Here is a 13,542-nt window from a genome sequence, read left to right as displayed (position 1 = left end):
TATTTTTCATTATAACATAAACAATTTATTATTTTAGTTATCATTCTAAATCAACTTCGCACGAATTACTGATAACTTCAAAAATCTGTATCAGATATTACCCAAAATATTCTTAACTATTTTTCTTGCATCTTAAAAAATTTTTGATATAATTGTTGCATAATAAAGCAACAGGAGTTTTAGCTTATGTTTTCTGGTAGCCGTCTTAAAGAATGTAGAATGGAAAAGCACTATTCCCAATCTGAGCTAGCTAATCTATTAAAAATCAATAGGGCGTCATACAACAAATGGGAGACTGGTAAATCTGTTCCTAATCAAAAAAATCTTTCTGCCCTTGCAAGAATACTTGATGTTCCAACAACCTATTTTGAATCGGAATACAAGATTGTGAATACCTATCTCCAACTATCTACGGAAAATCAAGGAAAGGTTGATGAGTATGCGGAAGGACTACTTCAGGCACAACAATCACATGATAAGGTTGTTCCACTATTTGCTGTAGAAGTGTTATCTGATATCGCTCTTTCTGCTGGTCTTGGAGAATCGCTCTTTGACGAATACGATACAGAGACCGTCTATGCTGAGGAAGAACAGTATGGTTATGATATTGCTGCTTGGATTAAAGGAGACTCTATGGAACCCATCTATCTTGATGGTGAAGTAGCCCTTATTCGTGCTAGTGGTTTTGATTACGATGGTGCAGTCTACGCCCTATCTTGGAATGATTCTGTCTATATCAAAAAACTTTATCGAGAAGAACATGGCTTTAGAATGGTATCCCTCAACGATAACTACCCTGATAAATGGATTCCTTATGAAGACAATCCTCGTATCGTGGGACTTGTCGTAAGTCACTTTATGCCTGTTATAGGAGCTTAAATATGTCAGTCAATATTAAAGAAATGATTTATCTCAGAGACAACCGTATCTATTTTACACCCTATCTCAAAGAGTATGACATTACTGATCATATTCAGGAACTGATGGAAGAATTAGAAATGCTTAAAAGAGGATAAGATGATGGGCTATATCGATTACTCAAGAGAACCTCAGTCTGATATAGCTTTCGTTGATATGAAATCATTCTATGCTTCGGTTGAATGTGTGGATAGAGGATTGAATCCCCTCCATACCTCTCTCTGTGTCATGAGTCGTGCTGATAACGCTGGAGGCTTAATTTTAGCCTCTTCTCCCATGTTCAAAAAGGTCTTTGGTAAAAATAATGTTGGACGTGCCTACGATTTACCTTTTGACATCAGCACAAGAAAATTTGACCACTATAATGCCAAACGTCAATGCTTAGACATATCACCACGCTATATTTCCTATATTGAACATTGGGCTAAGCGAACGCTTATTGTCCCTCCTCGAATGGATAGATATATTGAAAAGAATATTGATATTCAGCACATTTTCCAAGATTATGCTGCCCCTGAAGATATTCTCCCCTACTCCATCGATGAAGGGTTTATTGATTTAACCTCCTCGCTCAATTACTTTGTAAGTGATAAACAGATGGATAGAAAGGCAAAATTAGATGTAGTCTCTGCCAAACTACAACATGACATCTGGCAAAAGACTGGTATCTATTCTACCATTGGTATGAGTAACGCTAACCCATTATTGGCCAAACTTGCTCTAGACAATGAAGCCAAACGAACACCTACTATGCGTGCCAATTGGTCCTACGAAGATGTAGAAACCAAAGTCTGGTCAATCCCTCATCTAACTGATTTTTGGGGTATTGGTTCTAGAACAGAAAAACGCCTTCACAAACTAGGAATTGCCTCTATCAAGGAACTAGCCAATAGCAATCCAGACCTATTGAAAAAAGAATTTGGGAAGGTTGGAGTCCAGTTGTGGTTTCATGCCAATGGTGTTGACGAGAGTAATGTTCATCAACCCTATAAACCAAAGTCACACGGGCTTGGCAACTCTCAGGTGCTACCTCGTGACTATGTCAAGCAGCGTGATATTGAGATTGTCCTTAGTGAAATGGCTGAACAAGTTGCCATCCGAATGAGGAGAGAACATCAGAAAGCTACTATTGTTTCCATCTTTGTGACCTACTCTAAAACAGAAATGAAACAGCCAATTAACGCTCAAATGAAGATAGAACCCACTAATCATACACGACTGCTTACCGATACCGTATTAACGCTTTTTCGTAAAAAATACACGTCAGGAGCCGTTCGGGGTATTGCAGTCAATTACTCAGGATTTGTCGATGAAAGCTATACCTTAATCTCATTATTTGATGATATCGAAGCAACCGAAAAAGAAGAAAAGTTACAACAAACTATTGACCATATTAGAGACCAATTCGGTTTTTTAGCGGTTCAAAAAGGAACTGCCCTCCTAGACAGTTCCAGGAATATTGCAAGAAGTAAACTAATAGGAGGCCACTCAGCAGGTGGCTTGGAGGGATTACAATGATTGACCGATCATACTTACCATTTCAATCCGCAAGAGACTATCAAGACGTTAACATGCAAAAGTGGATGGGGTTCTTTTTATCGGAACACACCTCCGCCTTATCAGATGATGTTAAGCAAGTCAGCTACCTTTCTGACCTATCGCTGAATCAAAAATTAATGTTACTCAGTCAGAGTTACGCTAATCAATTGACCATACAGGTGACTAGAAAACAGAAAAATGATTTACAAAATATTATCGGAACCATTCCGACCCTATCAACAAATGAGGTCATTCTAAAAACCAATGACGGACATATCGCGATCGCTTTAGAAGATATTATAACTATCACATTAGTTGAGGAGGTCTACCATGAATCAGCTTGACTTTTATAAAAACGAATTACAGATGGACTACTTCAGTGAAAATTACCGTAAATTTGAAAGTGACTTCTATCGCTACTCAGCACTTGATACACCACTGACTTTTCTAACAGATGATATCATGTTGGCAATGGCGAAATCTGCTAAAAACTATTTCAAGCTCAATAAAGAAAATGCTAAAGATAATCGCGATCATTATTTCATTTTTGACATAGAAAACCTAAATGATAGTAAATTGACAAAAAAATATGTGTATCAGCGAACAACAAGCATCAGACAAAAAGATTAGGCCTTCATCACAATGCCTAATCTTTTTTACTCATTTTTAGGTTTCTTTGCCTGCCTAAATTGCTCTATCCGCTTTTCAAGTTGCTCAGTCTTCAATTTATTCTTAGCTTCAGTTATGGTCTCATCTAATATAGGCTCCTTTAGCAATATTTCAGGAGACTTTTTTTCATCTTCGATAGTTTGACGTGTAGCGTCAAAAACGACATCTAATAATTGGTTGACCTTATGTAAGTCAGCTTCAGACATTCCTGATAAGCGATGAATGAGTTGTTTAAAACTATCTTGGTTGTGTCTTTGTTTTTTGAATAACCTCATCTTATCTCCTTATAAAAAGCAGCCCTTGTAAGGACTGCCTCACTTACAAGTCATCAATAGCTGCTGAAATGGCTTGTAATTTCTTATTTTGCTTATTTTTGTCATCAATCAACTGGTGCAACTCTTCGATTTTCTTCTGACTTTGAAGAATGTCTTCATTATTCTGAGCCATCACATCAGCTAGATGTTGCTTGTAGTCGTTTGTAATGTTAGAGGAGGACACCACTTTTGGTGTGGATTGCTCTTGAGTTTTTGGTTGTGAAACGGATTTCTCCTTAGCTTTTTGTTGTTCCATTTCAAAGGCTGCCACATAATCAACGTCTTCAGCGCCCTCTTGGTTTTCTTTATGAAATAGTGCCGCAATCTTCGCACGTTCTTCTGTGGAAGATGTCTGTGTGTTATCATCTAGTGGTTGGTCAAAGGTCCAATCTTTTGTCATATGTTATTCCTCATTTCAATTATCTGATGGTATTGGTTTTTGTTCATCTTGGCCAAAGGCTTGCGTCAATGCTTCATCAAATGTCCAAGGACTGTTTTGTTGGCGTTTGATAAAGGCTTGATACATCGCTGTTTGTAATTGACTGCGATAAGTTTCTAGTTTTTCCGTTTCTTTCGCAACTTTTTCCTCTTGCCTAGCCACTCTTTCAGCTAGGCGTTCAATCACACTCATAGGGTGTCCTCCTTATCACTTTCTAGATTAAACTAAGAAACTTGATTTTGTTATCACAACTCTAAAGCGGTATTTTTTCTAGGCGGAGGATTGCTTCGGATAACTTGTAACTTGGCCGATTGTATCACATCTTTTAGAGAATAATTATTTTGATATTTTACAATATCATTCCAATCTGCTTTAGTTTCCAGTTCCTGTAATGGTGGACAGTCTGTTTCAGTGGGAAGTCCTTTCTCAGATAATTTCTGACAAAAATCTCTCCCTGCTTCATCATTGTCAACAGCCAAGGTTAATAAGCCTGGGTGCGTCTGAAAGAAGGTAGTCGTCTCTTGTATAGCATGAAGGTAATGCGTTAATCGACTTGGTTTGACAGTATCTAAAAACTCAAGTTTGCCTTGTTCCTCAGCTGCTAATCGTAAAGTCTGATACGCAATCACAGAGAGTTTTAAGCCTTCCATAGAAACTAAACGCACATCTGATAACTGCTTCTGATGGAGTTGATAATAACTCATCATATCAATCACCGATTCACAAAAGATAAGGCGTTTCGGTTTTCCAATATCAAAGCTCATCCCTATATAGCCATGAGAGTCTTTCATGATTTTCTTGAGGTAACCTCGATCATGTCTCTGATTATCTTTGACAAGCCCTTGAAGACTTGCTCCCTCTAGTTGGCCAAGATGATTGTAACTCTTAAAGACAAGAACTGATTCCTGAAAGGTCTTTGTCTGGTAATGAGCCTGTGCTAATAGACCTTGTCTGCCAAAAGCATTGATAGTGTCATCACTTAAACCACGAATGTCATTCAGATATATCCGTGCTTGGTCAAATGGTTCTTCTCTTAGATAATAACGAAAGGGTTGGTAAGTCTCTTCGACGATTTTAGCTTGTTCAAAGTCTCCAGTTTCAAGGTAAGACAGGGCTTTTTTAAAAGACACTCCCGTCATTAACTGAACAAAATCAATCACATCTCCCTGTACGTCACGTGAAAACCATTTAAAGGTATTGGTGTCCGCAAAAATCCTAAAGGAATCGTGTTCTGGATGTTCATAGACTTGCCCTGATAGTCGTTTAAAAGAATAACCTAGACTTTCTGCCACCTCTAAAATCGCCTTTTGTTTCACTTTTTCAATTCTTGTCATGCCATCTCCTTATCAAAAAAAGCAGAAGATATACTCCTGCTAGTTGGTCTCACTTGTAGTAGTGCCTTGAATCTTTGGAATGCTTGAATTTACTCCATCAGAAGACTCTTTCAAGTCCCCTAGCTTCCCATTCCAAATGGTTACCTGATTGACAAGGAGTTTATCTGACAATTTGGCATAAGATAGTTTAAGAGAGGTCGTTTCTGTCTGTGTACTTTTCTGAGCCTTATCACTGACATCAGACACATAGATAACTTGATAAGACACTTCCGCAAGGGCTTCATTTGCTTCTGAATTGACATAGATATTGGCAGACTCAAAGCGATAATCCAACATATAGTCTTTATAGACTTGGTTGATAGAATCTTCTTGACGAGCTACTTCTTCCTTAAAGGCAGAATCTGTCATATAGGGCTTGATACGGTTGTTGTTCTCGCCCAGCTTTTCCTTGGTGTAGTATTGCGTGAGAAATTCTTTAACCAACTCATCAGAGAGAACACTCGCCTTTTCCTTTTCTTTCACTTTTGTCAATAATTTATGAGCTTCAGATTGGATTTGTTTCTGCGTGTGACTGGTCACAGACTGAGAACCAATGGTATAACCCATCATCACCATAAAGCTGGTGACTGCTAGACCACCAAAACCAATCAAAAATCTAGCCTTCATTTTATTTAACATCACTAGTGCCATCTCCTTTTTCCATAAGATAGCACTATGATAACAAGATGAACTTGAAAAAGTTATCACAATAAAGAAAAGGACTACCAAACTTAGGTAATCCCATTACGTCATGCCATCCGACTTCTAACAACTTTTCTAACAAGTCCAAAGACAAGTAAAAGATTAAAAATAATATAGAAAGTGGTAAAGCTCAAAATACCATTGGTGGCTAAATCTTCCAAATAGAGGTATCGTTCTGTAAAAAAGAGGTAAATCCCATAGACTTCTGTGAAAGCTAAAAATCCGATTAATCCAATGATAAATAAGCTTCCAAGCATCTTCGCAATCTGGTAAAGGACAAGTAAAATTAGTCCTGTTGCTGCGATAATGAAAAGACTTTGAATAATTTGTTCAATCATATCTGTACATCTTTCTACGCTAATTGCTTACGATAATAATCTGCCTGTCCCTTGTCCAGATTATCAAGTTGTTCAACCAGGTCTAGATACTCTCCTTTAGTCACTTCATCTAAGTCTGGAAAGTCATTCTCACGAGTCGTGATAATCACCTCTAATTGACCAATGATTTCTCGCTTTGAAAAGCTGTAATCAAGGGTTTCATCTTCATATTGTTCCTTTAAGGCTTGATAGTTAGCTCTATCTTCGGAGCTTGTAAAACCTTGTGCTAACCATTCTTCTAATTGGTAACGTATATCTTCTACTGTCTGGGTCATAATCAATTCTCCTTTGATGATTTCTTAATGTCATTTTACCGCGTTCATTATTTTTTGTCAGCCTTTTTCTTAAAAATCAAGCGAAAGTTGTTGGTCCTGTTGTGGTTGGATCGTTTCATTGAACTTAGCTAGGGCTGCATCAATTTCCTCAACCTCTGCTTCTTGTTCAACCAAGGGGGCAAGAAGGTCATACTTAGCTTTAAACAGCTGATAATCCTCTTCTTTAGGAAAGACCTTTTCCACTTCAACCCTTGCGACAGATAGCTTATCTTTCAAATTGTTAGCCATTTCTTCTGTCTTTTCTTGGTCTTCTAAGATATGGTCAATGGCATTGGTAATGCGTTGAATCGTTCCCACGTCTGATTTCAAGTCTAAAGAGACAGAATACTGGTTGCTGCCTGAAATGGTTAAAGACACCATATCTGGCAAGGGCTCACTAAGACTTCTGGTTGCCATTTTAAGCTCAAACCCTCTAAAGGTCGCAAGCGTTCTTACTTCTTTGGTTTCCGAACGGTTGTAGGTAATGAGTTTTCGTAGATAGTCTCCAGCTTCTGCACGGTTATCCATCATTTGATTGTCAAACCGCATGATAAAATCTTGTGACTTAGTTGCCAAAGATTGGGCAATATCACGGTCATATTGGCTAAGGCGTTTCTCTAAGACAGGGAGGTTCTGCTCACAGTAAGAAATGGTATGGCGATACTCATCTTTGGAGCGATTAAAGGCACGCTTTTGATTGTCCAATACCGTCAACTCATTCTCTAGTTCCATTTTTAGTTTGAGATAAGGATTACCTGTCGCTAAAGCCTTAAAGTCTGAAGCAGTCATGGTTTGTTCATCAATGTCTTCTGCCGATCGTACTGGGTCTTTAGAGGTCATGATTTGCGTGATGTATTTGAGTTTATTCTCCTGTGTTTGCCAGAGGTAGTTATCGAAGCTCCCTTTCGTAATGTAATGGTAAATATCTACCTCTTGGTGCATATTGCCTTGACGAATTAACCTGCCATTACGTTGGACAATATCACTTGGTCTCCAGGGAACGTCCAAATGGTGGACTGCTTTCATACGTGACTGGACGTTTAGACCTGTTCCACCTTTTTCCGTAGAAGCCATGAGAATCCGTACTTCTCCACTATTGACCTTGCGTGACAGAGAGTTCTTTTTCTCATCCGTATTAGCGTCATGGACAAAGGCTATTTCTTCTTTGGGAATCCCTCGATCAACAAGTAGATCTTTAAGTTCATTGTAAACATCAAAGCCCACTTCCTTACTTTTAGGTGTTCCAATATCAGAGAAAATCATCTGGGTAGCTTTCAAATTTTCTCCCTCACGGTAAATACGTTCCACATTATCCACCACTTGCATAATCTTCTGATTGTCCGATAGGGTATAGGCTGAGTCAATGAGGCGCATGTCAATGGCTAATTTTCTAGCTTCCCCAGTGATTTTTAACATGTTATCATCACTAGGGTCAACACTGCCTGACTTGATAGCGTCTGAACGGTCAACCAACTCTTCAAGGTAGTATTTCTGAGCTTCTGTGAGTTCACTCTCTACCGCAATGACTTTAGCTTCAGGAACAGGTAAATCAAGCATATCTGAGGTCTGAATATCAGCTGTTTCCTTATAAATCCGCATGAGTTCAGGCAGGTTCACAAATTTCTTAAAGCGTTTCTTGGGTTGGTATTTATCCCCTGTCGGTGCTAGTTCCATAGAATTTTCGATATTCCCAAAAGCCCCTACCCATGAATCAAAATTAGATACCTGGTATCGTTCTAAGACATCTGGTTGGATATAACTCATCATGGTATAGAGTTCACTAATAGAGTTAGAGACTGGTGTTCCTGTCGCAAAGACCACATTACGATAGTCATGTTCTCCTTGAACCTGTCTCACTTTCATCTCCATATCTACGTTCTTCTTAGAAGTCGTGTTGGTAATTCCTGCGACATTACCAAGTCCTGTAATGGGTCTGATATTCTTAAAATGGTGAGCCTCGTCCACAAAGAGAAAGTCAATCCCAAGATTTTCAAATTCAATAAAGGTATCACGTTCCAGTTTTTGGAGTTCTTCTAATTGGTGTTCCAAACCTTTGATGGAACGCTCTGCTTCTTTAACGGTATAATCACTATCACTGCCTTGCTTGATGTCACGAAGTTGTTGTAACTTATCTTGAATATAGGTCACTTGCTTTTCCTGACTCATGGGAATTTTCTCAAACTGGGAATCCCCAATGACAATGGCATCGTAGTCCCCTGTGATGATCCGTGACACAAACTGTTTACGTTTGGCTTTCGCAAAATCTTTCTTGGTCGTCACGTAGACATTCTTGGTTGGGAAGAACTTCATGATTTCTTGTCCAAACTGAGCGGTCAGACTTGATGGGACCACATAAAGAGGTTTATGAACCATTCCCAGTTCTTTCAGTTTGAAACCTGCTCCAAGCATGGTTAAGGTCTTACCTGAACCGACTTCATGAGCTAGAAGCGCTCGTTTTTCTTCCACAATCCGTTGAATAGCATTCTTCTGATGAGGACGTAAGGAAATATTCTGGGCAAGCCCATCAATGGTTAAATGGCTACCATCATAGACTTTGGAGACCGTACGATTATAGAGACTATTATAAGTCTCTTCAATCATCTGTTGCACCTCAGGGTAACTTGCCACAAAGTCTTGGAAGAGTTCTTGAAGCTCAGTTTCCTTAGCACGAAGAACCGTTGTCTTCTCAACGTCTGTCACATGCTTTTTCTTATCCCCATCTTCCACTTGTTTGGTAATGGTTGGTTGATTGGAATTAAGCAGGTTTTCAAAGATTTTTCGGCCACTATCATAGCGTGAACCAGACACACCTAGACTTCTATCCGTTGCGGTAGAATACCTAAAGGCAAACTTGGATTGGTAGGACATCGTCCCATCAATCGGACTGACTTCAAGGACAGTTGCTACTTCTTGGTCTGTGAGATCAAAGGTTTGTCCCATAAAGGTTTCTTGGGCAAATTTCCCATAAACGGCTAGAGGAATCCAACGTGAGCCAATCCGATAATCAATATCAGCTAAGGTCACACGTGGTGGTTTCACGTCTTCTAAGAGACCTTGATAATAGACCCAAGGAAAATCAGAGTTGTCTGCTTTAATGAGTAAGTCCACAACCTCTAACTTAGTCACCACATCTCCTGATAAGAAGTCCTGCCGAGACACATAGACCACTTCCCTATCGTTTAGATAGCGTTCTGGGTCTGGAATAATAGCGTCTCCTAATTCCTCAATCAAAGTCGCTTTAGAATCCGTCTGATAAATAGACATCATGTAATCCAAATCTACACCACGACCATCTGCTAGACTAGAATTGAGAGCGTCAAGGGCAGAAGAAACTGCCGTCACTTCCTTTTCAGGACGAACCAAGGCTTTTTCAAAGGCAAGCGACTTGGTATAACTAACAGTCTTACCACTTGAGTCAAGACTTTCATCTTCCAAACTCGCAAGGAGCGAATACTTATCATCACTATCAAAGAGGTTACGGTTCACAGCACTATTGACATAGCCAAAGCGTTTCACAAAACTATCATAGGTCCGATTGAGATGTCCTAACAAGTGATTAAACTCATCTCTGTCGTAATCATAGTAGCGTTGAATGGCAATCACCTCTTGGTAAGCATTACGAATATCGACCATCCCTTTAATCCGTGCAACTTCTTTCTCAGACAAAGGTGCTTCATAGAAAACCGTCTTTTTGAAATAGCCCTTAAATTGCCCACGTTTAGCGGCTTCTTCTGTCACATACACATCAAGAGCGGTGCTATCGGTCACTTCTAAAGCATTAAAACGGTCAATCTGTTTTTGAGAATGCTTGGTATCCCAATCCTTAAAGTTACCCTCTTCGTCCACATAGTAGCTAATCTCCTCAGTTTTTGTCCCTACACGAATGCCCTTATGATCACGGTAGTAAACCGTAGAATCTTTATAGCCAAAGCTATACTGGTCTAAGCTTTCTCTGATGTCAGAAGGAATCGAGGTATCAATGACTTGTCTTCTCATCACATCAGGAGTGATAAGAATGTCAGAAGGGTCAACACTTCTAGGCGCTTTAACCTGTTTAATAGCTGTCTGTACAGCTTCTATTAGGTTATCAGAAGTGCCTTTCACAGAAAGTGTCCCACCGTTAAAGTTTCTAACCTCATAGGTCCCAAGAACCTGACTGTTGTAATCCCCGTCAAAATATGGATTGAGCCAAATACGGTCATCCTTGTCATAGCGAATAGAACCTGAAAAAGCTAAATCATCTGCCACATATCCCTTATCCATATGTTTTTGGAAGAACAACATATCTGTTGTGACATTGGTACCTGCAATGGCCTTAAAGGCGCTATCTGGTAAACGCACACCACCTAGAAAATCAGTCGTCTCACGAATATCCTGGAGAATGTTTTCTGTCCGTTTATCCATGGTTCCTGTGGAGGAAATAATGGCTACTTGCCCACCGTCATGCACCAAGTCAAGAGATTTTTTAACAAAGTAATCATGAATCATATAGGGCTTGTCATAGCGACTATCCACAATCCTGATATTAGCAAACGGCACATTTGAGAGAATCAAATCAAAGCTATTGTCATTAAAGGCAATGGTCTCAAAGCCCTTTACTTCAATGTGACTATTCGGATGAAGGTATTTGGCAATAACCCCTGTAATCGTGTCTAGCTCTACACCATACAACTCACTATTTTCTCTCAGATGTTTAGGCATTGCCGCAAAGAAATTTCCCGTTCCCATAGACGGGTCTAGGATTTTACCACCAGTAAAGCCATCACGTTCTAACTTCTCCCACATCTGACGAATCAAGTGAGGGTCTGTGTAGTAAGCGGTCAGAGAGGACTGTTTCATGTCTGTATACTCTTTATCGGTGACTAACGTTTTTAATGCCTCACGTTCCTTAGAAAATTTGGGATTATACTCGTCAAAGAACTCGTTAGCTAAGCCTCCCCAGCCCACGTATTTGGCAAGCAGTTCTTGTTCACTTGGTGTGGCTTGACGGTATTCAGATTCAAGCCTTTTCACCAAACGAATAGCAGCCACATTCATTTCAACCTTATCCCTTGTTGTCTTAGGGTAGAAGTCTGTCAGATCTTCTGGGAAGTGAAAATCTGTGACTGGGAGCGTCTCAGTGACTTCTGGTTCCAACTCATCTTCTGACAATGCTTCTTCTTGTTTAGCCTCTTTCTTATTTGATGATAGAGATGTTGTCACTTGAGAAACCGGCTCTTGAGATTCTTCCATATCCATAAAAGAAAAGAGGTCTAATTCTAGGCTAGGTTCTTCCACTTCCTCTTTTTCTTCGACAGAAGGAACATGAAGAGCTTGAGTGATGTCTTCTAATGTCCGTAAGAAAAGAACTGGATTTTGTTCAATCATATCTGTGAAATCATTTTGTAATTCAATCCGAATCAGGTTATTAACGCCTGAGTCCTCAATGGCCATTACCTGAAACTCTTGCCCCTTATAAGTCACAATCGAAGCAATCGGATAGCGTTTAAGGGCTTCCTCTACGATAGGATTTTGAGGGAGTGATTGAGTCATGATTTCAGGTTTTGTTTGTGAGATGTGTTCTCGCCATTCCCTAAAGGATAGGTCAGGTTGGGACAGTTTGTCCCTTTCAAAGGTTCTAGCTTCTTCAAGAGTAAGGTCTTCATGCAAGAAGGCGTAGGCAATGGGTCTTGCTTCTTCTAAGTCTAGCTGACTGGTCAAGAAAAATTCTGCCTTGTCATGCGTTAATCCCATCTGAAGCAATTCTGTCACAAGGGCTAATTGAGTGACGGTTGCCTTAGGATAGCCCCCTAATATGGCTAGGTCGGCATTAATCAAATGAAAACGCCCTGCAGCATCTATCAGTATCCCACGTTGCTGCTCATCAACGTCAGCTAAGTCTATCCCTAAACGAGTCAGTTTTTCGGTATTTTCAGCCAAAATGGTTTGACCCATTTCAGCTAAGATTACTTCTTCTTGAGGTGTTAGAGGACGTTGTAAGTCATAGGCTGTCCCATCTGCTTCTAAATAGGTTAATAGCTCATTGTCCTCATAGATTGGCGTCATTTCCATTTCATGGTCAAACTCCCCACGTCTCAGGTTTGGTAGCTTTGGACGGCTATTTCGCACTTGGTCAAAGTGACTTAATATCTCAAATTTTTGAGACAAGTTTAGATGTTCATAAGCTGGTAAATGTTCTGTTTGCCCTGTTCGTAAATCTAGTTGTGATAACTCTTCCTCATCAAGACTTGCGATTATGACAAGTCCTTCTTCACGAAAGGTGATGTCCTGAGAAGGTTCTGGAACTACTTTTTCTTCAACTACCTCTTCTCTTTCCTTTACCGTTTCCTGGGTGCTTATTAGTTCAGGTTCATAAGTGAGAAGAAACTGTTCAATATCACGGCTAATACGGTCAGACAAATTATTGGCCACTCGATAGACATTGACCAAATTAGCAGCTTTGCCTTTATCCAAAAGAGAAGCTACCGAAATGGACTGATAGGCGCCTTCTTGATCTAAGAGATGAAAGCGAGTGGCTAGGTTAAAGAGGGCTACCTCAATCACCAAGGCTTTCTCATCACTGTTTAACTGAGGTAACTTCTTTAAGCCAGCCTGACCAAAGGTCTGTGTGTAGCTGCTTAGGTCTGTTGCCTCGTCAAAGGGGCTCGCCTCTACAAAAGCAGAAACTTCTGTTTCAAAGCGAACCACTTGAACAGGTGAGGTGACTACTCCTCTTTGGGTTGTAAAATTTTGGATAAGGCTATCCCAATCCTCATCAAAATGGACTGCTTGATAGCGTAAAAAGGATTCCAAAAGAATCTGGTCACGTGGCAATCTTGCCCGCAACATTTCAAGTAATTGTTCTTGAGTCATATGTTCCTCCAATTAAAAAGGGGCTGAGAGGTATTCTCAGCCCAT

13 protein-coding genes are annotated in these 13,542 nt (G+C 39.8%); 5 read left to right on the top strand and 8 right to left on the bottom strand.

The features are described 5' to 3' along the window. Positions 1-186 precede the first annotated feature (186 nt). The 5 genes from J1C77_RS05725 to J1C77_RS05705 are packed head-to-tail and all read left to right on the top strand — an operon-like array spanning position 187 to position 3,087. The gene (locus J1C77_RS05725) at positions 187-879 is read left to right on the top strand and encodes a helix-turn-helix domain-containing protein (protein WP_000491222.1); all 693 of its coding nucleotides are present in this window, start codon (positions 187-189) and stop codon (positions 877-879) included. 2 nt (positions 880-881) lie between these two features. After that, on the top strand, positions 882-1,016 hold the full coding sequence (locus J1C77_RS05720; protein WP_000115706.1) for a hypothetical protein: 135 nt from the start codon (positions 882-884) through the stop codon (positions 1,014-1,016). 4 nt (positions 1,017-1,020) lie between these two features. Further along, entirely contained in the window at positions 1,021-2,436 is a 1,416-nt protein-coding gene (locus tag J1C77_RS05715) for a Y-family DNA polymerase (protein WP_001840572.1), read from the top strand. Further along, complete coding sequence (locus J1C77_RS05710; protein ID WP_000567221.1) at positions 2,433-2,801, top strand: hypothetical protein; 369 nt, start codon at positions 2,433-2,435, stop codon at positions 2,799-2,801. The genes J1C77_RS05715 and J1C77_RS05710 overlap by 4 nt, the downstream gene beginning before the upstream one ends. Continuing rightward, positions 2,788-3,087, top strand: a complete 300-nt coding sequence (locus J1C77_RS05705; RefSeq protein WP_001072431.1) for a DUF5960 family protein — start codon at positions 2,788-2,790, stop codon at positions 3,085-3,087. The genes J1C77_RS05710 and J1C77_RS05705 overlap by 14 nt, the downstream gene beginning before the upstream one ends. 26 nt (positions 3,088-3,113) lie before the next feature. Here J1C77_RS05705 and J1C77_RS05700 read toward each other — a convergent pair whose 3' ends face one another. From J1C77_RS05700 to J1C77_RS05665, 8 genes are all read right to left on the bottom strand, one after another. Beyond that, positions 3,114-3,401, bottom strand: a complete 288-nt coding sequence (locus J1C77_RS05700) for a hypothetical protein (RefSeq protein WP_001235982.1) — start codon at positions 3,399-3,401, stop codon at positions 3,114-3,116. 43 nt (positions 3,402-3,444) lie between these two features. Further along, entirely contained in the window at positions 3,445-3,840 is a 396-nt protein-coding gene (locus tag J1C77_RS05695) for a DUF5945 family protein (RefSeq protein WP_000159227.1), read from the bottom strand. 15 nt (positions 3,841-3,855) lie between these two features. Then, a complete protein-coding gene (locus J1C77_RS05690; RefSeq protein WP_000110927.1) occupies positions 3,856-4,071 on the bottom strand; it encodes a DUF5965 family protein in 216 nt (71 codons plus the stop codon). A gap of 53 nt (positions 4,072-4,124) precedes the next feature. After that, complete coding sequence (locus tag J1C77_RS05685) at positions 4,125-5,213, bottom strand: toprim domain-containing protein (protein ID WP_000196745.1); 1,089 nt, start codon at positions 5,211-5,213, stop codon at positions 4,125-4,127. Positions 5,214-5,252: 39 nt separating this feature from the next. After that, positions 5,253-5,891, bottom strand: a complete 639-nt coding sequence (locus J1C77_RS05680; RefSeq protein ID WP_000932867.1) for a hypothetical protein — start codon at positions 5,889-5,891, stop codon at positions 5,253-5,255. Between the two features lie 110 nt (positions 5,892-6,001). Then, entirely contained in the window at positions 6,002-6,292 is a 291-nt protein-coding gene (locus J1C77_RS05675) for a DUF5966 family protein (RefSeq protein ID WP_000572502.1), read from the bottom strand. A 14-nt stretch (positions 6,293-6,306) separates the two neighbouring features. After that, the gene (locus tag J1C77_RS05670; RefSeq protein ID WP_000195243.1) at positions 6,307-6,606 is read right to left on the bottom strand and encodes a DUF5962 family protein; all 300 of its coding nucleotides are present in this window, start codon (positions 6,604-6,606) and stop codon (positions 6,307-6,309) included. A gap of 69 nt (positions 6,607-6,675) precedes the next feature. Then, a complete protein-coding gene (locus J1C77_RS05665) occupies positions 6,676-13,497 on the bottom strand; it encodes a DEAD/DEAH box helicase family protein (RefSeq protein ID WP_002921323.1) in 6,822 nt (2,273 codons plus the stop codon). Positions 13,498-13,542: the final 45 nt, after the last annotated feature.

Origin of the sequence: Streptococcus sanguinis, assembly GCF_050223295.1 — a bacterium.
In the GTDB taxonomy this organism is placed as follows: Bacteria; Bacillota; Bacilli; order Lactobacillales; family Streptococcaceae; genus Streptococcus; species Streptococcus sanguinis_X.
The sequence above is the reverse complement of the archived record's forward strand: the minus strand, read 5'-3'. Positions and strand labels throughout refer to the sequence as shown.